This window comes from Salmonella sp. 5800 (assembly GCF_046558195.1).
GTDB lineage: Bacteria > Pseudomonadota > Gammaproteobacteria > Enterobacterales > Enterobacteriaceae > Salmonella > Salmonella enterica.
On the sequence record NZ_JBGDOX010000004.1, the window covers coordinates 320871 to 343661 of the forward strand.

Below are 22791 nucleotides of genomic sequence, written 5' to 3' on the forward strand. Positions count from 1 at the left end.
GACTATTTTAGTTGGTTATAATACGCCCATCATCGAGGCTCTACAAGGTTCGACACAGGCACCATACCTGGACAGTCGCTGCGCCGTTGCGCAAAAGCAGTTGCGCGATTTCCGCGACGGTACTTCCGGTAGTGACGACATCATCCACAATAACCATATGGAGACCCTGTACCGGCAATTCAAGGCGAAACGCGTTTTTCAAATTGCGCTTACGTAACCTGGCGCTGAGATGATGTTGTGTTGCGGTCGCCCGTACCCGCGTGATGGTTTGGCTGTCCCACGCGCAGCCAAGCCAGCGCGCTAACGGTTGACATAACAGATCGCTTTGGTTAAATCCCCGCCGCCAGTGTCGGCGCGACCAGAGCGGAACGCTGACGATTCTATCGGGAAGCTGCAAGCCAGTGCTGCGGCGCGCCATGAGTACTTCCTGCAACAGTAGACGCGCCAGAGCGGCGGCAATTTCGCTGCGGCGGGTAAATTTAAGCTGATGCACCAGTAAACTCAAGGGCGGCGTATAGTCACTGACGCTCACCAGACGCTGCCAGGGCGGTGGTTTTTGCAGGCAGCGACCGCAGGGGAGCGAAGGATGCGCGGCAGGTAATCCGCATTGCGGACACAGGCTGACGCGCTGACGAACGGCGCGCGCGCATACGGAACAAATCCCCCAGTGGCTTAACGCCAGCGGCATTCGGCATAGCCAGCATAATCCCGGTACTGTTAGCATAGGTGCATCCTTGTTAGACAAAAGAGAACAGTAACTGATGAATGACATCTGGTGGCAGACCTACGGCGAGGGAAATTGTCATCTTGTGCTGCTGCACGGATGGGGATTGAACGCGGAGGTATGGCATTGCATTCGCGAGGAACTCGGCTCGCATTTTACGCTGCATCTGGTCGACTTGCCGGGCTATGGCCGTAGTTCGGGGTTTGGCGCTATGACGTTTGAAGAGATGACGGCGCAGGTAGCGAAAAACGCGCCGGACCAGGCTATCTGGCTTGGCTGGAGCCTGGGTGGCCTGGTGGCGAGTCAGATGGCGCTCACCCACCCTGAACGCGTCCAGGCGCTGGTGACTGTCGCCTCTTCGCCATGCTTTAGCGCGCGTGAGGGGTGGCCGGGAATAAAACCAGAAATCCTCGGCGGATTCCAGCAGCAGCTTAGCGACGATTTTCAGCGCACGGTGGAGCGTTTTCTGGCGCTGCAAACGTTAGGGACGGAGACGGCGCGTCAGGATGCCCGCACCTTAAAAAGCGTGGTGCTGGCGCAGCCTATGCCGGATGTAGACGTGCTCAATGGCGGACTGGAAATCTTAAAAACGGTCGATCTACGAGAAGCGCTTAAAAATGTGAACATGCCGTTTTTGCGTTTGTATGGTTATCTGGACGGTCTGGTGCCGCGTAAAATCGTGCCTTTGCTCGATACGTTATGGCCGCACAGTACATCACAGATAATGGCGAAGGCGGCCCATGCGCCGTTTATCTCGCATCCGGCGGCGTTTTGTCAGGCGCTGATGACGCTAAAATCATCGCTGTAACCAGGGCGTTGCCGGGCCCGGACCATTCTGCAAGGTTAATGGCTTTCAGACGCCAGATCGGCAGGCGCCAGCCCGGTAACCCTAAGCACGGTATCGCGATCGAAACCATCGTTTAGCATGGAGCGGGCAATGCGCAATGCGGCGAGCCGTTGGCCTTCCTGTTTGCCTTGCTGTAGCCCTTTCTGTAACCCGTTACGATGCCCTTCCTGACGTAATCTTTCTGCGATAGTCATGATCTTCTCCTTATGCTGTGGGATACGCATAGCCACCTGGCGGATAAACGTATTGAAGCGCGCGGCGTCGCCAGTGTGCATCATGTAATTAAACAGACTTTGAAGCTGGGTGTCATTAGCGTATCCCTTAACCAGCAGGGCGACCAGCTGTTCGACAAGCCCCATCAGATCACGCTGGCGGATGTGTTTTTGTATGAGTTCCAGCAGCGCGACCCGTCGGTGCCGCATAATCTCGTCGTCCGGCACGACCGTAATATCGACCAGAGGAAAGGCGGTGGCGTATAGCTTACGCGCCATCACCGGGTCGGCAAATTCATCCAGCCAGCATAATGAGAACGGATACGGGCTGCGGTTTCCGTGATAAAACAGCATTGGCACCACTAACGGCAACGTCTTATGCCCGGCCTCCAGGTGCCGTTGCATTGCAGCCATTGCGTAACGCATCAGCCGAAATGCCATATGCGCGTCTGGCGTACTCTGATGTTCAATAACCACGTAAATGTAACCTTCACCTTCACTTGTTTCCAGCGACCAAAGAATATCGGAATAATGGGGGCGTAAATCCTCTTCAATAAAGCTACCGGACTCCAGCCGTAACGTATTCAGATTACAGATTTGACGTAATGTCGTCGGGAGATGAATTTCCAAAAAATCCCGTGCAGTATCGGGGTGGCATAGAAACTGTTTGAATACCGCGTCATGCGGCGTGGATGTTGTTGAGGTCGCCATATCGATCCGTCATCGGTGAAGTTCAATGGCGTGACACTACGCGCAGACCGGGCTGATTGCAGTAGAGGATTAGCGCGCTTGCGAGGCGCGTGGGGAGATAAATGCGCACGGCGGTAACGCTTTCATCTTTGTGGAAGGCATGACGCAAAATTGCCCGGCAGCGTGACGCGTACCGGGCAACATAACGCGGGATAAAGGCCGGATAAGACGCGTTACGTCACTACCCGGCGAAGGCTAACGCAAGGCCCACCATTCGCGCAGGCAGGTTTTACCTTCCGGACAACTTTTACAGCTGCCTGAAAGGCAGCCGTCCGGTTCTTCCGGGATACGTACCGCTTTACCCATGATCTCCAGTTGATTCAGCATGGCGTCGATCATGGGCTGCGGAGCGTGCAGCGTATGGCTGATCTGCGTTGCCTCCATACGCCCCCGTAGCGCCAGTAGATCGCGAACCTGTATCAATGAAGCCATTTTTTACATCCCTTAGTGACAATTGCCCGCAGTGCCCGAACAACAGGAACTGACGTTTTTGCGGGTTGCCAGCAGTTCAATGTCTACACGGCTGCGGGCGCGGCGCAACAGGCTTAACACCACAACGTTAAAGACAATCACTGCCAGAATACAGATCAGGCTGTATGTCGGGTGTTGACTGAAGCTGGTAACCTGGTAGAACAGCGTGGCGAGCGAATAGGCGATATTCAGCCCCCACAGGATGGAGAAGCCCATCCAGCCGCGACTGGACTCGCGGGCGATAGCGCCCATTACCGAGATACACGGTACGTAAAGCAGGACGAAAATCAGGTAACTGTACGCCGCCGCGGCGCTGCCGAATTTTTGATCCATCACGCCCATCGCGCCGGTTGCCATTTCGCCGTCACCTTTACTCGCTTCGATCGGGTTAGCCAGTACGCTCAGGCTAAAGGTGTCTTTCAGGCTTTGCCAGGTATCGTCAACCGCGCCCAGCAGTTCATCGCCGAGGTGGAAGTCGGCAGGATTAAACGCTTCGTCCTGAATATTTTCGGCGGTGTAGAGCGTGTTCAGCGTACCGACGACAACTTCTTTCGCCATGGCGCCCGTAAACAGGCCCACGGTAGCTTGCCAGTTATCCTCATGGACGCCGATCGGTTTAAAGACTGGCGTGATAACCCGGCTTACAGAGGCGAGGGCGGAGTCATTAATGTTATCGACGATTTTGCCGCTCAGCGAGAAACTGTTAAACGCGCTCAGGAAAATACTCACGATGATAATGACTTTACCGGCGCGTAGTACAAAACCTTTCAGGCGTTGCCAGGTCTGGATGATCAGGCTCTTGATATGCGGGACGTGGTAAACCGGCAGCTCCATCACAAACGGAGAGGCTTCGCCGCGCATAATGGTATGCTTCAGCATCAGGCCGGTTAATACCGCCATGACAATACCCAGCACGTACAGCGAGAAGACCGCCAGCGCGCCGTTTTGCCCGAAGAAGGCGGCGGCAAAGACGGCGAAAATCGCCAGGCGCGCGCCACAGGACATAAACGGCGCCATCATGATGGTCATCAAACGTTCGCGCGGAGCGTCAAGCGTGCGGGCGCCCATCACGGAAGGTACGTTACAGCCGAAGCCGACAATCAGCGGCACGAAGGATTTACCCGGTAGTCCCAGCGCCTGCATCAGGCGATCCATGACGAAGGCCGCGCGCGCCATATAACCGGAGTCTTCAAGGAAGGAGAGGAACAGGTACATCATCCCGATTTGCGGCACCAGCGGCAGGACGGTATTGATCCCGCCGCCAAGACCTTGCGCCAGGAAGATGGTTAACCAATCCGGGAAGTGCAACGTGTAGCCAATCCATTGAATGCCATGAATAAAGATGGCGACGGAACCGGCATCAAACAGGGGTTGCAACGCGCCGCCGATGTTAATGGCGAGCAGGAACATCAGGTACATCACGAACAAAAAAATCGGTAAGCCGAGGAAGCGGTTCAGGATAATTTTATCGACCGCCCTGGTGAAGCGGCTGGGTTCGGCTGTCAGGGTATTGCTGACCACGTCGCAAATAGCGGCGATACACTGGTAACGGGCGTCGGCGATATGCAGCGCCGGGTCGTCCATTTCGTCCTTCAGACGGGCAAGGGAGGTGTCCAGGTTTTGCGCCGCCTCGCCTGCGTAAGCCCGGCTGTAGATATCGCCCTCCAGCATTTGCAGACCCAGCCAGCGGCGCTGTTGTAAAGGCATCTCCTGGGCCATCGCGTCGGCCAGGAAATCCGCTTCGCGCAGCAGCGGCTGGGCATAATGCACCAGTTCGACGTTGTCGTTAGCGTTGTGACGGTCAATGGCCAGTTTCAGCGCCTCGATACCGCGACCGCGAGTCGATACCAGCGGTACGACAGGACAACCCAGACGCGTGGACAGAGCGTCGACATCAATACGAACCTGCTGTTTTTCAGCGATATCCAGCATATTGAGCGCGACAATACAGGGGATACCCAGCTCCAGCAGCTGCAGCGTCAAATAGAGGTTGCGCTCCAGATTGGAGGCGTCCACAACGTTTATCAACAGATCGGCGTCGCCGCTCAGGATGTAGTGGCAGGCGATCTGTTCGTCGAGAGAGGTTTGTGACGAGATGGTCGTCAGAGAATAGGTGCCGGGTAAATCTACCAGCGTGACCTGGTGGTCAGTTGTCGCGAACTGGCCCTCTTTACGCTCGACGGTGACGCCCGCCCAGTTCCCCACGCGCTGACGCGCGCCGGTGAGTTGGTTAAATAAGGTGGTCTTGCCGGAATTAGGATTACCAATTAAACCAATGGTTAATTTTTTCATTTTTATAGACTCACTGTATTAACAGGAAACCGCTTCCACTTCTATTAACGCCAAATCCTTTTTACGCAAAACCAGACTCACGCGTCGTGTTTCGATATGGATCGGATCGCCTAAGGGCGCGACGCGGACAACATTAAATGAAGAGCCGGGCAACATGCCGAGCGAAAGCAGTTTTTGACGATACGCCGGGCTGATTTCACGCGCAAAGCCGGTGATTTTCCACGCAGTGTCAGGAGTGAATTGCATACGACCTACTTGTTTCTTACTAACTGGATGTATACCTCATGCGGCGCTCAGGGGGGCGGCAGGAGACCCGATGTTTAGCCAACGAAGGAAAGAGTAAATAATCAACAACACAATGATAATGAGAATGGTTTCTATCTTCAACGATTAAAATGTGACGGAATGTACAAATAAGCGATAATTTGCGCCGATGTTGATATGGCTCAACATTTATTTGTCTTTTTGCAAATACCCCTAATGTGCAAATATTCACCGTTTTTAATGTTTAATTAAGGTTTCATCTGTTAATAAAGTGATAATTAATAGTGCGGATAGCAGAAGAAAATTAATTAACAGATTCTAATGGGTAAGATTTAATTGTTAATTAAAAAAGAAAGGGTTGGACGTATTGCAAAATCGCAGGCCGGATAAGAAGTCACCCGGTCTGCGTATTACCCGATTAGCGTTTTTTTCCCATTGCCGCTGCCAGCGCGTCCATCATGGCGCTGTTACCGGCTGGCTGGGCGTCACGACCGCGCGGTTTCGCCGCTTTTGATGCCGGGCGGTTGCCCTGAGCGCGATCGGCGCCGCCGCCGCGGCGAGCGGCGGTTTCGCCGGGCTGTTCGTCCAGACGCATCGTTAGCGCAATACGCTTACGTTGCAGATCCACTTCCAGCACTTTCACCTTCACGATGTCGCCAGCTTTTACCACGGTGTGTGGATCGTCGACGAACTTATTCGAGAGCGAGGAGATATGCACCAGGCCATCCTGATGAACGCCGATATCGACAAACGCGCCGAAGTTAGTGACGTTAGTGACCGCCCCTTCCAGAATCATCCCCGGCAGCAGGTCGTTCATGGTTTCGACGCCATCGGCGAATTGCGCGGTTTTAAATTCAGGACGTGGGTCGCGGCCCGGTTTTTCCAGCTCTTTGATGATATCGCTCACGGTCGGCACGCCGAATTTATCGTCGGTAAAATCAGCGGCCTTGAGGTGACGCAATTCGTTGCTGTTGCCCATCAGATCTTTTAGCGCTTGCTGCGTCGCCGCCAGAATGCGTTCGACAACCGGATAGGCTTCCGGGTGGACGGTGGAGGCATCCAGCGGGTTATCGCCGTGGTTAATACGCAGGAAGCCCGCGCACTGCTCAAACGCTTTCGGCCCCAGACGGCTCACCTTCAACAGTTGCTGGCGATTCTGGAACTGACCGTTCTCATCGCGCCAGGCGACGATGTTTTGCGCCATCATGCGCGTTAAGCCCGCGACGCGGGTCAGCAGCGGTACGGAGGCGGTATTCAAATCGACGCCGACGGCGTTTACGCAGTCTTCGACCACCGCATCCAGCTTACGCGCCAGCTGCGTCTGGCTGACATCGTGTTGATATTGGCCGACGCCGATCGATTTCGGATCGATTTTCACCAGTTCCGCCAGCGGATCCTGTAGACGACGCGCGATAGAGACCGCGCCGCGCAGGGAGACGTCGAGATCCGGAAACTCCTGCGCCGCCAGCTCAGAAGCGGAATACACGGACGCCCCCGCTTCGCTGACGATCACTTTCTGCGCCGTCACGTTCGGGAACTGTTTCTGTACGTCGAGATAGAAGCGTTCGGTTTCACGCGAGGCCGTACCGTTGCCAATCGCGACCAGTTCGACGTGGTATTTTTCGCACAGCGCGGCGATCACGGTAGCCGCTTTGGCCGCCTGACCGGTATGCGGATAAATGGTATCCGTCGCCACCAGCTTGCCGGTGCCGTCAACGACAGCGACTTTTACGCCGGTACGCAGGCCAGGATCAAGGCCCATCGTGGCGCGCAGGCCTGCGGGGGCTGCCATCAGCAGGTCGTGCAGGTTACGGGCAAACACGTTAATCGCTTCATCTTCCGCACGTTCGCGCACGGTGCCCATCAGTTCGGTTTCGAGGTGCATTAAGACTTTGATACGCCACGTCCAGCTCACTACGCCTTTGCGCCAGCTATCCGCCGGGGCGTTATTTAGCCGCAGGCCGAGATGGTCCATGATGATTTGCTCGCAGTAGCTTTCTTTCGGCGGCTCATCAAACTGTGGGTCGGCATTGAGCGAAAGTTGCAGAATGCCTTCGTTACGACCACGGAACATGGCCAGCGCACGGTGAGACGGGACGTTAGCAATGGGCTCATGATGGTCGAAATAGTCGCGGAATTTTGCCCCTTCTTCCTCTTTGTCGCTCACGACCGTGGCGACCAGATGGGCGTTCTTCCACAGGTAATCACGCACTTTCGCCAGCAATGCGGCGTCTTCGGCAAAGCGCTCCATCAGAATGTAGCGTGCGCCGTCGAGCGCGGCTTTCGTGTCCGCCACGCCTTTGTCGCCATCAATGTACTTTGCCGCTTCCACGTCAGGATCGTGGGACGGTTCGTTCCAGAGCAGATCGGCCAGCGGCTCAAGGCCGGCTTCAATGGCGATTTGTCCACGGGTGCGGCGTTTAGGTTTATAGGGCAGGTAGAGGTCTTCGAGCTCGGTCTTACTTAACGTAGCGTTGATAGCGCCAGCCAGCTCATCGGTCAGTTTGCCTTGTTCGGAAATGGACTTGAGGATGGCCTGACGCCTGTCTTCAAGCTCACGCAGATAGCCCAGACGCGTTTCCAGGTTACGCAACTGCGTGTCATCCAGACCGCCGGTGATTTCTTTACGATAACGTGCGATAAACGGCACGGTGTTCCCTTCGTCAAGCAGGCGAACGGCAGCTTCAACCTGCCCGGCATTTGCCTGGATTTCACCCGCAATAATGCGGCAGAAAGAATCATTCATCATGGGTTAGCTTCGTCTTCAGGATAAAAATCAGGGGATAGTTATACGGATTGGCTGGCAAAAATGCCAGCCATCAGCGGGGGCTTAGGATTCTTCTTGTCTTATTTGACGTATTCGATCGCATTGACGTACCAGTTTGCTTCGCCGACAGGGGTGTTGACCACCGCCAGATCGCCCACTTCTTTTTTCAGTAGCGCCCGCGCCATCGGCGAGTCGATAGAGATGTAATCCTTACGTCCGAAAATTTCATCGTAGCCGACAATGCGGAACTTCAGCGTATCGCCGTCATCATTTTCAATTTCCACCCAGGCGCCGAAGAAGACTTTGCCCTCCTGCTGCGGGGAATAATCCACGATTTTGAGATTTTCCATGCATTTGGTCAGATATCTGACGCGTCTGTCGATCTCACGCAGGCGCTTTTTATTATACTGATAGTCGGCATTCTCGCTGCGGTCGCCCAGACTCGCAGCCCAGGTCACTTTTTTGGTGACCTCCGGGCGCTCTTCACGCCAGAGATAATTGAGCTCTTGTTTGAGTGTTTCGTACCCTTCGCGGGTGATCAGGGGCGTTTTCATCTCGTTGATTTACCTTTGCTGTCGATATTGCGCACACGGGGTATAACGTGATCGTCCCGACAGAATAAATAATGGGGTTGCCGATTAATTGTATATTTAAGCTGCTGTTAAATATGCTTTGTAACAATTTAGCCTGAAATTCATACCAGAATTTGCTGGTGACTCACGTGAGCTTTTTTAAGAATACACACTTACATTTGTTGCGAACCTTTGGGAGTACAGACAATGCAAGAGAATTATAAGATTCTGGTGGTTGATGACGATATGCGTCTGCGGGCGCTACTGGAACGTTATCTGACCGAGCAGGGCTTCCAGGTTCGAAGCGTCGCTAACGCCGAGCAGATGGATCGTCTGCTGACCCGTGAATCTTTCCATCTCATGGTACTGGATTTAATGCTGCCAGGTGAAGATGGTCTGTCGATTTGTCGTCGCCTGCGTAGTCAAAGTAATCCAATGCCGATCATTATGGTCACGGCGAAGGGTGAAGAGGTTGACCGTATCGTCGGGCTGGAAATCGGCGCCGATGACTACATTCCTAAACCGTTTAACCCGCGCGAGCTGTTGGCGCGTATCCGCGCCGTGCTACGTCGTCAGGCAAACGAACTGCCCGGCGCGCCGTCGCAGGAAGAGGCCGTTATCGCGTTCGGTAAGTTTAAACTGAACCTCGGTACGCGCGAGATGTTCCGTGAAGATGAACCGATGCCGCTGACCAGCGGGGAGTTTGCGGTACTGAAAGCGCTGGTAAGCCACCCGCGCGAGCCGCTCTCTCGCGATAAGCTGATGAATCTGGCCCGTGGCCGCGAGTATTCCGCGATGGAACGCTCCATCGACGTCCAGATCTCCCGCCTGCGCCGTATGGTGGAAGAAGATCCGGCGCATCCGCGTTATATTCAGACCGTCTGGGGCCTGGGCTACGTCTTCGTACCGGACGGTTCTAAAGCATGAGGCGAATGCGCTTCTCGCCGCGAAGTTCATTTGCCCGCACGCTGTTGCTCATCGTCACCTTGCTGTTCGTCAGCCTGGTGACGACCTACCTGGTGGTGCTGAACTTCGCGATTTTGCCGAGCCTCCAGCAGTTTAATAAGGTTCTGGCTTACGAAGTCCGTATGCTGATGACCGATAAGCTGCAACTGGAGGACGGCACGCAGTTAGTCGTGCCGCCTGCGTTTCGTCGGGAAATCTATCGCGAGCTGGGGATCTCTCTCTACACCAACGAAGCCGCCGAAGAGGCCGGGCTGCGTTGGGCGCAACACTACGAATTCTTAAGCCACCAGATGGCGCAGCAATTAGGCGGCCCGACGGAAGTGCGCGTTGAGGTCAACAAAAGCTCGCCTGTCGTGTGGCTCAAAACCTGGCTGTCGCCCAATATCTGGGTGCGCGTGCCGCTGACCGAGATTCATCAGGGCGATTTTTCTCCGCTTTTCCGTTACACGCTGGCGATCATGCTCCTGGCGATAGGCGGCGCGTGGCTGTTTATTCGTATACAGAATCGACCGTTAGTGGATCTTGAACATGCCGCCTTGCAGGTAGGGAAGGGAATTATTCCGCCGCCGCTGCGTGAATATGGCGCCTCTGAGGTGCGCTCTGTTACCCGGGCGTTTAACCATATGGCTGCCGGCGTGAAACAATTGGCCGATGACCGTACGCTATTGATGGCGGGCGTCAGCCACGACTTGCGCACGCCGCTGACTCGTATTCGTCTGGCGACGGAGATGATGGGCGAGGAAGACGGTTATCTCGCGGAGTCGATCAATAAAGACATCGAAGAGTGTAACGCCATTATCGAACAGTTTATTGACTATCTGCGTACCGGTCAGGAAATGCCAATGGAGATGGCGGATCTCAATTCCGTGCTGGGCGAGGTGATTGCGGCGGAAAGCGGCTATGAGCGTGAGATTAACACTGCGCTTCAGGCAGGGAGCATCCAGGTGAAAATGCACCCGCTCTCGATTAAGCGCGCGGTGGCGAATATGGTGGTCAATGCTGCCCGCTATGGCAACGGCTGGATTAAGGTCAGCAGCGGCACCGAGTCGCATCGCGCCTGGTTCCAGGTAGAAGATGACGGGCCGGGCATTAAGCCGGAGCAGCGTAAACATCTGTTCCAGCCTTTTGTGCGTGGCGACAGCGCCCGTAGCACCAGCGGCACAGGGCTGGGGCTGGCGATTGTGCAGCGCATTATCGATAACCATAACGGGATGCTGGAGATTGGCACCAGCGAGCGTGGCGGATTGTCGATTCGCGCCTGGCTACCGGTTCCTGTGGCTCGCGTCCAAGGGACGACAAAAGAGGCATAAGAAAGGGAGGTATTATCCTCCCTTTCTTCTTAACGCTGGATGACGCTGTTCAAAGCCGCCATCCGGCCTGTTCCTTACAGCTTCGGTCCGGCGCTAACCAGCGCTTCGCCTGCTGGGGTATCCGTATACTTCTCGAAGTTCTCAATGAACAGTTTCGCCAGCGCGGTGGCTTTTTCCTGCCATTGTTCCGGCGACGCGTAGGTGTTACGCGGGTCGAGAATGTGGGTATCCACGCCCGGCAGTTCAGTCGGGATCGCCAGATCGAACAGCGGCAGACGGAAGGTTTCCGCGTTATCAAGAGAACCGTTCAGAATGGCGTCGATAATTGCGCGCGTATCTTTGATGGAGATACGTTTGCCGGTGCCATTCCAGCCGGTGTTAACCAGATAAGCCTGCGCGCCTGCTGCCTGCATACGTTTCACCAGCACCTCAGCATACTGCGTCGGGTGCAGCGTCAGGAACGCGGCGCCGAAGCAGGCGGAGAAGGTGGGGGTCGGTTCGGTGACGCCGCGTTCGGTGCCGGCCAGTTTAGCGGTGAAACCCGACAGGAAGTGGTACTGCGTCTGGTTAGCGGTTAAACGGGAAACCGGCGGCAACACGCCGAAAGCATCCGCCGTCAGGAAGATAACCTTCGTGGCGTGACCTGCTTTGGACACAGGCTTAACGATGTTATCGATATGATAGATCGGGTAAGAGACACGGGTGTTTTCGGTTTTGGAACCATCGTCGAAATCAACGGTGCCGTCTTCGCGCACGGTGACGTTTTCCAGCAGCGCATCACGGCGAATCGCATGATAAATTTCTGGCTCCGCTTCTTTCGACAGTTTGATGGTTTTGGCGTAGCAGCCGCCTTCAAAGTTGAACACGCCGTCGTCATCCCAACCGTGCTCATCATCGCCAATCAGACGACGTTTCGGGTCGGTGGACAGAGTGGTTTTTCCGGTACCGGAAAGGCCGAAGAAGACCGCGACATCGCCTTTTTCACCCACGTTGGCGGAACAGTGCATTGAGGCGATACCTTTGAGCGGCAGCAGGTAGTTCATTACCGAGAACATCCCTTTTTTCATTTCGCCGCCGTACCAGGTGCCGCCAATAAGCTGAATACGTTCAGTCAGGTTGAACGCCACGAAGTTTTCCGAGTTCAGCCCTTGCTCTTTCCACTGCGGGTTGGTGCACTTCGCGCCGTTCATGACAATAAAGTCAGGTTTGAAGCCTACCAGCTCTTCGTCCGTTGGGCGAATGAACATATTTTTAACGAAGTGGGCCTGCCAGGCGACTTCCGTAATAAAGCGCACGGAAAGACGCGTGTCGGCATTTGCGCCGCAGAACGCATCAACAATGAATAAGCGTTTACCGGAAAGCTGATGCGTCACCAGACCTTTCAGGTGTTGCCAGGTTTCCTGGGAAAGCGGCTTATTATCGTTTTTACCTTTACCCTTATCGGACCACCACAGCGTATCACGCGTGGTGTCGTCGCGAACAATATACTTATCCTTAGGCGAACGACCGGTAAAAATACCGGTATCAACGGCAACAGCGCCCAGGTTAGTTAACACGCCACGCTCATAGCCTTCCAGACCAGGATTAAGTTCTTCCTGATAAAGGGTGTCGTAGCTGGGATTGTAAACGATATCCTGGACGTCGTTGATACCATAAGCCTTGAGATCTTGCGGGGTTAAATTGTTAACGCGCATATCACTGCTCCTTAGCCAATATATATTACCGAAAATAGTAAGGTTTTTTGAGGTTGGTTAACCGCGACAAGGCTCATAGATTTACGTATCTGGACAAAATCACGATTGACGAAAAACACTGTGACTCCTGTCACGCAGCGGCGGTTATTATGGCAGGAAACCTACTTTTGTTGTGGAAAATGTTCTGAAAACGTTAAAAGGAAGTGTTTTTGACCGACATAATGTGACTGTAATCGCATTCATGTAAGAAAGTTACGTAACACCAACATTAACAATATCGATTCACCTCTCTGCGTTTTTTTCTGAATTATGCATGACGACGCCTGGCGGTGAACAGATGATGCAATAATGCGACTTTCTCATCATTCTGGATAACGACATGGAAAGTGTAGCGCTTTCACGTACTACTCGCTGGGGGATGTTGCTCACCGGTTTGCTGCAGGGCGTCTTGTGCTACCTGCTGATGGCCTGGCTGGTACCACAAAATAGCGACTGGCTGTTCTATGGTATGCCTGCGACGATAGCGTTGTCGTCAATGCTATTGCTTACCGTGGTCTCTTTTAAACAGCGCGCGCTGTGGGGCTGGCTGGGGCTGATCTTTGTGGTCGTGCTGGCAATGAGCGGCTGGCTGAAATGGCAGGTTGAGACGGTGGAGAAATGGCGCCTGGCCGAGCTCCTCTGGCTGTATGGTCTCCGGCTTGTGTTGATGGCGATGCTGGTATTACCCTGGATGCAATATCAGCTACATTCGCAAACCGGTTCGGCGCGTTATCCCCAGTTTTATCTGCGGTTATGGCATAACGTACTGACATTGTTTATCGTCCTGGTCGCTAACGGACTGTTCTGGCTGGTGCTTCTGCTCTGGAGCGCGCTATTCAGGCTGGTGGGCATCCGCTTTTTCAGCACCCTTTTCTTTGAAACTGAAGCCTTTATTTATGTGACCATCGGCTTGATTACGGCGCTGGCGGTCATTCTCGCCCGCACGCAGTCGCGCCTTGTGGCGGCGGTGCAAAAGCTGCTGACGCTGATCGCGACGGGTTTACTGCCGGTGGTGTCGCTGCTGGCATTGCTGTTTATTGTGACGTTACCCTTTACCGGACTGGAGGCGATTTCTGCGCGTGTTTCCGCTGCGGGGCTGCTATCCACGCTGACGCTGATGCTGCTGCTCCTCGTGGCGATTGTCAACGAACCGCAAAAGCGCGTATTACCCTATCCGCGCGTACTACGCGGCATGATTAGCGCTTCGCTGTGCGTTGCCCCGATATATATGCTGCTGGCGGGCTGGGCGTTATGGGTGCGCATTCAGCAATACGGCTGGACGCCGGATCGTCTGTATGGCGCGCTGACGGTGTCTGTCTTGCTGGTATGGTCCTTCGGTTATCTGATCGGTCTGTTACGCCGCGGACGCGACCCTGGTGAGTGGCAAGGCAAGGTGATACTGAGCGTCTCTTTGTTAACGCTGGTGATATTGCTGTTGCTGGCCTCACCTGTACTTGATGTCTGGCGTATTAGCGTCAACAGCCATATGGCGCGTTACCATAGCGGTAAAATTACTGCGGATCAGATCAGCCTGTATATGCTGGATCACAGCGGCAAACCTGGCCAGGAAGCGCTGAAATCGTTGCGGGATGACGAGGCGTTTACGCAGAACAGAAAGCGCAATCGTAAACTGATGACGTTTTTGCAGAGAAATAAGGTCTCTCCGACGGCGGACGATTTAGCGCGGGTGGTGATGATTGCGCCCGGTAGCCAGAAGCCGGACGCCGCATTTTGGGCGTTTGTCAAAGAGCAGAGTTATTCGGGCGCTTCCTGCCTTGAACCGGATGCCTGCGTGCTGGTGAGTCAGGATCTTAACGGCGACGGTCAGCCTGAGCAGGTGCTGTATAACTTTATTGTTGCCGAGAGCCAGGTCTACGGCTTAAAAGAGGGGAAATGGACGCAGAAAGCGTTAGCCCGACTGCCGGACGGGTTTTCTAAGACGCAACTGTTGCACGCGATTGCCGGGCATCAGTTAGACTCAGCTCCCAAAGCCTGGCGCGATATCATTGTTGATGGTAAGCGGTTGGATGTGGATTACTACAACGAGTAAGCTTTTTGCCGGATGGCGGCATAAATGCCTTATCCGGCCTACGGAGCGGGATGCTGTAGGCCAGATAAGCGCAGTGCCATCAGGCAATGATGTTGTCGCCTGAAAGGCGATTAATGAACCTGTGGATCGGCAGGAGAGGCGTTGTTACGGATCTCCGCGATATCCATCGCATTGAACAGATAATGATTGCCGCAGTAATCGCAGTGCATATCGATTTCGCCTTCTTCCGCCAGAATGCTGTCCACTTCCTCATCCGGCAATGTTTTCAGCGCGCCCGCGCAACGTTCGCGTGAACAGGTGCATTTGAATTCAACATCTTGCGGATCGTAGAGCGTGACTTCTTCTTCGTGATACAAACGCCACAGCACGTCATTTGCCGGTAACGTCAGCAGCTCTTCGCTTTTAATGGTTTCCGTCAACATAGCCAGATGGTCGAAATCCTCCGCCTGCGCGTTCTGTGCCGGCATCACCTGGAGCAACATTCCACCTGCCGCCGGTTTACCGTCGACATCGCCGGTACGGATAAACAGGCGCGTCGGCAACTGCTCGGAGCGCAGGAAGTAATCTTCCAGGCACGCCGCCAGAGTATCGCCTTCCAGACCCACCACGCCCTGATAGCGCTCACCCTCTTCCGGCGTAATGGTGATCACCAGATAGCCGTTGCCAACCAGCGTTTTGAGATCCGCATTGTCAGGGATGTCGCCCTGAACGCGAGCCACGCCGCGCATCTGCTGCTGATTATTGCCATTGATCACCGCCAGGCTTAACGGCCCGTCGCCCTGGAGCTGTACCGTAATGTCACCGGCAAACTTCAGCGTTGCGGTCAGCAGGCTAGTGGCGACCAGCAGTTCGGCCAGCACGGTTTTCACCGGCTGCGGGTAGGTATGATTGTCGAGGATCTGTTGCAAGGTTTCCGAAACGGTCACCAGTTCGCCGCGAACGGCAAAGTTTTCAAACAGATAACGATGTAATTGGTCATGTTGCGGCATAATCATCTCTCTTGCGGGTGACAGTTATTCGCTGTCGCCGTGTTTAAATCGTAACAGGTCGCGGCGCTCTTTCTTGTCCGGTCGCCTGTCCGGATGCGGCATGGTCAGGGCGTTAAGCTTGCGCGCCTGCGCCATTTTTTCGCGTTTTTCCACGCTTTCCGCCGTCTCTTCATACAGAGCGACGGCTTCGCTGGCCGGACGGCGCTGTTCGGTGATGGCTTTAACGATCACCGTCCGTTCGTCATTTCCCTGACGCAGGGTAAGGGTTGCGTTCAGCTCGACGATTTTGCTCGGCTTACTGCGCTGGCCGTTGTAATGCACCTTACCGCCTTCAATCATCTCGCGGGCCAGCGCGCGGGTTTTATAAAAACGCGCGGCCCACAGCCATTTATCCAGTCTGACCTCAACGGAGTACTTTTCTTTCATGGCGTCTCCTTCACATCAGTGAGGGGATCAGACGGCGGTAGTCGTTCAGGGACGGATGGCGCGTATAGTGCTTTTCCGCCAGGCCGGAATCAGGATTCGTCACGCCAAGACAGTAGCGAATACCAAACCGGGCGGCGGCGTCGAGAATCGGTTCGCTGTCATCGATAAACAGCGTTTTCTCTGCGCTTATTCCCGTTTCCTCAGTGACAGCGCGCCATAACCGCTGATCCTCTTTGGGATAACCAAATGTGTGGGTGGAAAGTAATAAATCAAGGTGTGAGGCCAGACCGGTATGCTCCAGCTTCACCGCCAGGTTATGTGGATGCGCATTGGTGAGCAGAATCCGACGTTTTCCGCTGGCTTTTAACGCATTCAGAAACGGTACGGTATCGTCGCGCAAAACGGCGCGCGGCCCTTGCGCCGTCGTCATAGCGCAAATATCCAGACCCAGACGCTCGCTCCAGTAATCCAGACAGTACCAGTTTAGCGTATGCTGTACGGCATGATACTGCTGGCGAATATATTCCTGCGCGTCCTGCGGCGAAATACCCTGCTGCGCGCCGTAGGTTTCCGGTACCAGCTTTTGCCAGAAATAGTTATCGAACGCGAGATCGAGCAGCGTGCCGTCCATATCCAGCAAAACGGTATCCACGTTTTGCCAGTCAATATCAATATGCATGGGGAACTCCAGGGTAACGCAATTTGCGCGACAGGGTAGCATACCCTGTCGCACGGCGGCGCTATCAGATGAGATTTTCCGGAGAGACGGTTAACCTGGGATTGAGGCAGCTTTCATAGTATTCCTGGATGTCCGCCATACGGGTACGGTGGCGTTGATAACGTCTGAACGCCTGAATGCCGTTGTAGACCGCGCTCACTATCATTGCCAGCATCAGCAGCGTGGTACCGAGGTAACGCCACCAGCCGGATTTATCGGGGATACGATGTAGGCTGATATGCTGCGTGCCGTTGGCATCGGTATACACGCTGGTGACAATGCCCTCGGCGCTAAATGGCGTCTGCATGAGCGTTTGCGCCAGACGCTGGAAGGCGCTCCACTGTTCCTGCGCGGGATAGTCATACAGCGGCGTTGACGGCCAGGCCTGATCAACCAGTTCGCTGCCTTCATCGCTGGCGATCAGGAATCCGCCGGGAGCGGGGCTATTCAGCGACTGGGCGGCACGCGCGGTCTCGCGAGAAATAAACGGCGCCGTTGAGGTCGTGACCAGATTTTCCAGCGACTCTGCGCTTACGGGGCGTAGCAGTACGTTGACGCCGTCCAGTTTGCCGGCGTTCGCGCGTTTCACCAGCGCGTTCCAGTCCTTACTGTTACCGAGATTAACCAGCGCATTTTTCAGGCGCACGCACTCGTCTTCCGCCGCGCACAAATCAGCGGTTTTCAGAACAATATCGCCAAAGTCATCTAATAATACCATGCCCGATTTTTGGATCGCGGAGCGTAAAGATGCGCTGACGCGCGAGTCGTCTTCGGGTTTTGGATGGAGCTGACGATTTACCGCCTGGCTTAGCGCCATCGCTTTATTCACCAGGTCTGATTCCGGCAGCGGTAGCGCAGGCGCGTCATTCCAGATGATTTGCGAGCAATCGAACGGCATAAACGGTGAGTTAGACTGGCCGCTCCAGGTCGCGCCGGAATGAATATTACACATTCCTTTACCGCTCAGGTGCAGCGTATCGCCCACCCGAACGCCAGCTTTTTCAAGCTGTTTTACCGTTGTCGCTTCAATGGTTTGCGCGCCTTTCATCCACGATAGCGTGAACTTGATTGGCATATCCAGCGGGATCCAGAACAGCAGCATAAACAACACCAGCAGCGAACCGATAGCAATAACAGTGCTGCGTAACCAGTGCTGCAACGGGAAGTTTTTCACTTCATCATGCAGGGATAAAAACTGGCCCTGGCGCGCGACATGGCGATCAAGGTAAATATCAATATCCGTTTGTTGCCCAAGATCCTGCGTAATGTAGGGTTGCCAGTGGGCAGGGTAAATAAGGTCGATGATGCCCAGCGAAATATTGTTAATCTGCTCCTGATTATTCTCCCCAAACAGCCCCCAGCGGCGGGGCGTTCCCCGCAGACAGTGAATTTCCCGCAGCGCGCTTTTCGACGGCGGCGCAAAAAGTCCCCAAAGTCCGGCTGCCAGCAGCAGGATCGCGCCGCCTATCATCCACGGTACAAAAACGTCTGGTGTTATCAGACAGAAAAAGAATAACAAAAAGGAGGCGACGATTAACAACGCTTCGCGCAAGCCAGCCGGGCGGCTGAGCGCATATTCTTCGTGGGTCTCCTGACGGATATTCAACAGCTCAATCTGCTCGCTCTCTTCGCCGCGAATCGACGCCTGCGTAGAGGCGGTATTCTGTAGCGCGTAGCCGCGTGACTCCTGCATATACTCTTGCAGCGTATGGCCGTTTAAAGAGATCACCAGCGGCAGCGTATCCGTGAGGATCAGCTCAACGTTGTTTTCATCATTGATGTACTGTTCCCAGAAAGGCGGCAGATGGACTTCGACGGAGTCGAGGTAGTAGCGCCATTTATTAGGATCGTCAGTGGTAATGCCGTAGCGGGTGATGGAGTGGGTCAGTATCACGACACTGTTGCTTTCCGCGTTCAGCGTCAGCGAGATGGGCGCAGCACTGGCGCCTGTCGGCCCCGGAACTTGCTGGATCTGGCTAAGGTTATCGAGATAGTTTTCTACCGCGCTGCGCTCTTCGGGCAACAGTTTACGCGTTTGCGCGTCCTGAAAGGCGCTGATCCACGGTAAGCTTCCTCGTCTGGACTTTACCCGGAACCGCCATATTGCCAGTAGAGAGCAGGCCAGCAAAGCAGCTATAAAAATCAGAATGGTGCTCATGCTTTCCCCATCTTACTAAGTCTGTCAGGCGTGGTCAGTCGCACCCTGTCCAATAAACATTTTTCTGTGGTTGGCTATCGGCAAGCGTGGAGTTGAACTTGAGCATTGTAAAGCGCATCCCAGTGAAGGCAAATCATAGCAATACCACCAAAAACGGAATATCAGCAAATTCCTGGAGTTATTTCAACCTATTGACTTTTAATTTGAAATAAGAATTAATTTTTATTACGTTACATAAATGTAAATAAACGGCAATTCGCATTGCCGAAACCGTGCGGTATGTCGCACAATGACCACAGATTACACTGCAAAGATTCTCACAATGAGCAAATCATTACAAAAACCCACCATTCTGAAAGTGGAAACCGTCGCACAATCCCGACTGTTTAACGTAGAAAGCGTGGATCTGGAGTTCAGCAACGGCGTGCGTCGCGTGTATGAACGTATGCGACCATCAACCCGTGAGGCGGTAATGATTGTGCCGATCGTTGATGAGCATCTGATTCTTATTCGTGAGTATGCGGTGGGAACCGAATCCTATGAGCTGGGCTTCTCGAAAGGATTGATCGACCCGGGCGAGACCGTTTTTGAAGCGGCGAACCGGGAGCTCAAAGAAGAGGTCGGGTTTGGTGCGCATAACCTGACCTTCTTAAAAAAACTCAGCATGGCGCCCTCTTATTTTTCCAGCAAAATGAATATCGTGGTGGCGGAAGATCTCTATCCGGAGTCGCTGGAAGGCGACGAGCCTGAGCCATTGCCGCAGGTACGCTGGCCGCTGGCGCATTTAATGGATCTGCTGGAAGACCCCGATTTTAACGAGGCCCGCAACGTCAGCGCGCTGTTTCTGGTACGCGAGTGGTTGAAAGCGCAGGGCCGAATTGCCTGATGGCGCGGCGTTGATCAAGCCAACGGAAAGTTCGTCTCCCCGTTCGCCGTCATCCGGCAAACACAATAAAAAAGGCGCCGGAGCGCCTTTTTTGATCAGAACAGTTCGTGTGTTTCACCATTATCAATAATGGTGGTTCCCACCTCGTGTACCGCCTGTTGTGTCGGCTGCGTGCCTTCGATGAAATACTCTTCACGGCTGTTACCGCCGCTCGCCAGTTGTCCGGTACTGCGGTCGATATTCACCGTGACAATGCCCGGCGGCGGCGTTAGCGGCTGTTCCGGCACGCCTTCCAGCACGGCTTTCATATAGGCGTCCCATGCAGGTTGCGCGCTCTTCGCGCCGCCCTCATAGCCGGAGATTTGATCTTTGATCGCGCCGGAAGCGGTAGTGCGGCCTAAATCACGGCGGTGATCGTCAAAGCCGATCCATACGGAAGTGACGACGCCAGGACCATAGCCGGAGAACCATGCGTCTTTCGAGCTGTTGGTTGTACCGGTTTTGCCGCCGATATCGCGACGTTTAAGGTCGCGCGCCGCACGCCAGCCGGTACCCATCCAGCCGGGTTCGCCGAAGATATTGGTGTTCAGCGCGCTTTTGATCAGAAACGCCAGCGGCGTATTGATCACATGCGGCGCGTACTCCTGCGTGCCGTTTTGCGCGACCAGCGCCTGGTTTGCCTGTTCCAGCTCAGGCATCGGTACGGCGCTGTTTTGCTGCTCTTGCGAAACCGCGACCTCTTCCACATTGGTGTTTTCCAGCACGTCGGATTTCTGCGTATTGCCGTAAATGACCGGGATATCGCACTCCGGGCAGGCGATTTTCGGTTTCGCTTCGAAGATCACGCCGCCCTGATCGTTCTCAATCTTGCTGATGAAATACGGGTCGATCAGGAAACCGCCGTTCGCCATCACCGCATAACCGCGCGCAACCTGCATCGGCGTGAAGGAGGCGGAGCCCAGCGCCAGCGATTCGGTATGCACGATATTTTGCGCCGGGAAGCCGAAGCGTTGCAGATACTCCGCCGCATAGTCGACGCCCATGGCGCGCATGGCGCGTACCATCACCACGTTTTTCGACTGCCCCAGCCCCTGGCGTAAACGAATCGGTCCGGCGTACTGCGGCGGGGAGTTTTTCGGACGCCAGTCTGAACCTGCCCCGGCGTCCCAGCGGGAAATCGGCACATCGTTGAGCATACTGGCGAGTGTCAGCCCTTTATCCATTGCGGCGGTGTAGAGGAATGGTTTGATGTTCGAGCCCACCTGACGCAAAGCTTGCGTCGCGCGGTTAAATTTACTCTGATTAAAATCGAAACCGCCGACCAGCGCCAGTACCGCGCCTGTTTGCGGGTTAAGCGAAACCAGCGCGGAGTTCACTTCCGGTACCTGCGCCAGCCACCAGTCGTTATCCACCTGACGAACCCAGATTTGCTGACCTGTCTGGACGACATCGGTAACTTTACGCGGCGTCGGCCCCTGCTGTGTATCCGAGCGGTAAGGCCGCGCCCAACGCATTCCTTCCATACGTAGCGAAACGGACGTACCGTCGGCAAGCGCAGCGGTCGCCTCTTGCGGATTAGCGCTGGTGACCACGGCGGGAAGCAGCGGTCCGTAGGTCGGCAACGCTTTCAACGTATCGGTAATTTTTTTACTGTCCCACGCCGTTTCGCCCACTTTCCATAGCACATTCGCCGGGCCGCGATAACCGTGGCGCATGTCATAGTCCAGCACGTTATTACGCACCGCCTGTTGCGCGGCCTGCTGCACTTTGCGGGTGATGGTCGTGTAAATACGATAACCATCTTCGTAGGCGCTTTCGCCATAACGGTTATACATTTCCTGGCGCACCATTTCCGACAGATAAGGCGCGGAGAAGGCGATTTCCGGCGCGTGATAATTTGCGTCGATAGGTTCGCTACGGGCCTGATCGTACTGCGCCTGAGTGATATATCCCTCGCTTAACATTCGCGAAAGCACTACGTTACGGCGCGCCACCGCCCGATCCATCGAGTAGAGCGGGTTAAAGGTAGAAGGCGCTTTAGGTAGCCCGGCGATAACCGCCATTTCGCTTAGGCTAAGCTGGTCGACCGTCTTACCAAAGTAGACCTGTGCCGCCGCGCCAACGCCATAGGCGCGGTAGCCGAGATAGATCTTGTTCAGATAGAGTTCGAGGATCTCATTTTTATTCAGCAACTGCTCAATACGAATCGCCAGAAACGCTTCCTTGATCTTGCGCATCAGCGTGCGTTCGGGGCTAAGGAAGAAGTTTCGCGCCAGTTGCTGGGTAATGGTACTTGCTCCCTGCGATGCGTGACCAGAGAAGAGCGCGACGCTGGCCGCACGGAAAATACCTACTGGGTCAATGCCGTGATGCTCATAAAAGCGGCTATCTTCGGTGGCGATAAAGGCGTTGATCATTTCCGGCGGAATTTGATCGAGCGTAACGGGAATACGACGTTTTTCGCCATATTGCGCGATAAGTTCGCCATCCGCGCTGTAAACCTGCATCGGAATTTGCAAACGCACATCTTTCAATGTCGCGACGTCAGGTAGCTGTGGCTCAATATAGCGATAAAGGCCATAAATCGAGCCTGCTCCCAGCAGGATGCAACATACTGCAAGGATCAATAAATACTTTACGAACTTCACTGGAGATT

General features: G+C 54.6%; 18 protein-coding genes. 5 read left to right on the forward strand and 13 right to left on the reverse strand.

The features are described 5' to 3' along the window. Positions 1-40 precede the first annotated feature (40 nt). A complete protein-coding gene (gene gntX, locus ACLJZ5_RS10795; protein WP_000958733.1) occupies positions 41-724 on the reverse strand; it encodes a DNA utilization protein GntX in 684 nt (227 codons plus the stop codon). A 37-nt stretch (positions 725-761) separates the two neighbouring features. Here gntX and bioH point away from each other — a divergent pair, with 37 nt between their 5' ends. Next, positions 762-1532 (forward strand): pimeloyl-ACP methyl ester esterase BioH, encoded by a 771-nt coding sequence (gene bioH / locus ACLJZ5_RS10800; protein WP_000998138.1) that lies wholly within the window; start codon positions 762-764, stop codon positions 1530-1532. A 35-nt stretch (positions 1533-1567) separates the two neighbouring features. Here bioH and ACLJZ5_RS10805 read toward each other — a convergent pair whose 3' ends face one another. The 6 genes from ACLJZ5_RS10805 to greB all read right to left on the reverse strand — a co-directional run bounded on the left by ACLJZ5_RS10805 (position 1568) and on the right by greB (position 8881). After that, complete coding sequence (locus tag ACLJZ5_RS10805) at positions 1568-2494, reverse strand: Rpn family recombination-promoting nuclease/putative transposase (protein WP_001646535.1); 927 nt, start codon at positions 2492-2494, stop codon at positions 1568-1570. 234 nt (positions 2495-2728) lie between these two features. Further along, positions 2729-2965, reverse strand: coding sequence for a [Fe-S]-dependent transcriptional repressor FeoC (feoC, locus tag ACLJZ5_RS10810; protein WP_024797713.1), 237 nt, complete (start codon positions 2963-2965; stop codon positions 2729-2731). Between the two features lie 12 nt (positions 2966-2977). Further along, a complete protein-coding gene (gene feoB, locus ACLJZ5_RS10815) occupies positions 2978-5296 on the reverse strand; it encodes a Fe(2+) transporter permease subunit FeoB (protein WP_000736973.1) in 2319 nt (772 codons plus the stop codon). 18 nt (positions 5297-5314) lie between these two features. Continuing rightward, positions 5315-5542, reverse strand: a complete 228-nt coding sequence (feoA, locus tag ACLJZ5_RS10820; protein WP_001160955.1) for a ferrous iron transporter A — start codon at positions 5540-5542, stop codon at positions 5315-5317. A 436-nt stretch (positions 5543-5978) separates the two neighbouring features. Continuing rightward, the gene (locus tag ACLJZ5_RS10825; RefSeq protein ID WP_024797712.1) at positions 5979-8309 is read right to left on the reverse strand and encodes a Tex family protein; all 2331 of its coding nucleotides are present in this window, start codon (positions 8307-8309) and stop codon (positions 5979-5981) included. A gap of 98 nt (positions 8310-8407) precedes the next feature. Beyond that, positions 8408-8881 carry a transcription elongation factor GreB gene (greB, locus tag ACLJZ5_RS10830; RefSeq protein WP_000856695.1) on the reverse strand — a complete coding sequence of 158 codons (474 nt, stop codon included), beginning with the start codon at positions 8879-8881 and terminating at the stop codon, positions 8408-8410. 225 nt (positions 8882-9106) lie between these two features. Between greB and ompR the strand changes: the two genes are divergently transcribed. Together ompR and envZ are read left to right on the forward strand one after the other, a co-directional pair. Continuing rightward, a complete protein-coding gene (gene ompR / locus ACLJZ5_RS10835; RefSeq protein ID WP_001157751.1) occupies positions 9107-9826 on the forward strand; it encodes a two-component system response regulator OmpR in 720 nt (239 codons plus the stop codon). Further along, entirely contained in the window at positions 9823-11175 is a 1353-nt protein-coding gene (gene envZ, locus ACLJZ5_RS10840) for a two-component system sensor histidine kinase EnvZ (RefSeq protein WP_001253818.1), read from the forward strand. Before ompR ends, envZ begins: the two co-directional genes overlap by 4 nt. A 74-nt stretch (positions 11176-11249) precedes the next feature. Here the strand turns inward: envZ and pckA are convergent, their stop codons facing one another. Beyond that, a complete protein-coding gene (pckA, locus tag ACLJZ5_RS10845) occupies positions 11250-12869 on the reverse strand; it encodes a phosphoenolpyruvate carboxykinase (ATP) (RefSeq protein WP_001265689.1) in 1620 nt (539 codons plus the stop codon). A 379-nt stretch (positions 12870-13248) separates the two neighbouring features. Here pckA and ACLJZ5_RS10850 point away from each other — a divergent pair, with 379 nt between their 5' ends. Then, positions 13249-14958, forward strand: a complete 1710-nt coding sequence (locus tag ACLJZ5_RS10850) for a DUF4153 domain-containing protein (RefSeq protein WP_024797711.1) — start codon at positions 13249-13251, stop codon at positions 14956-14958. A 110-nt stretch (positions 14959-15068) separates the two neighbouring features. Here ACLJZ5_RS10850 and hslO read toward each other — a convergent pair whose 3' ends face one another. The 4 genes from hslO to igaA all read right to left on the reverse strand — a co-directional run bounded on the left by hslO (position 15069) and on the right by igaA (position 19249). Further along, positions 15069-15947, reverse strand: coding sequence for an Hsp33 family molecular chaperone HslO (gene hslO, locus ACLJZ5_RS10855; protein ID WP_001135571.1), 879 nt, complete (start codon positions 15945-15947; stop codon positions 15069-15071). A 24-nt stretch (positions 15948-15971) separates the two neighbouring features. Continuing rightward, entirely contained in the window at positions 15972-16373 is a 402-nt protein-coding gene (hslR, locus tag ACLJZ5_RS10860) for a ribosome-associated heat shock protein Hsp15 (protein WP_024797710.1), read from the reverse strand. Between the two features lie 10 nt (positions 16374-16383). Then, on the reverse strand, positions 16384-17052 hold the full coding sequence (gene yrfG, locus ACLJZ5_RS10865) for a GMP/IMP nucleotidase (RefSeq protein ID WP_001520508.1): 669 nt from the start codon (positions 17050-17052) through the stop codon (positions 16384-16386). A gap of 64 nt (positions 17053-17116) precedes the next feature. Beyond that, positions 17117-19249, reverse strand: coding sequence for an intracellular growth attenuator protein IgaA (igaA, locus tag ACLJZ5_RS10870; protein WP_024798510.1), 2133 nt, complete (start codon positions 19247-19249; stop codon positions 17117-17119). 322 nt (positions 19250-19571) lie between these two features. Between igaA and nudE the strand changes: the two genes are divergently transcribed. Then, a complete protein-coding gene (gene nudE / locus ACLJZ5_RS10875; protein ID WP_000045725.1) occupies positions 19572-20135 on the forward strand; it encodes an ADP compounds hydrolase NudE in 564 nt (187 codons plus the stop codon). A gap of 95 nt (positions 20136-20230) precedes the next feature. Here the strand turns inward: nudE and mrcA are convergent, their stop codons facing one another. Further along, the gene (gene mrcA, locus ACLJZ5_RS10880; protein ID WP_024798069.1) at positions 20231-22783 is read right to left on the reverse strand and encodes a peptidoglycan glycosyltransferase/peptidoglycan DD-transpeptidase MrcA; all 2553 of its coding nucleotides are present in this window, start codon (positions 22781-22783) and stop codon (positions 20231-20233) included. Positions 22784-22791 lie beyond the last annotated feature (8 nt).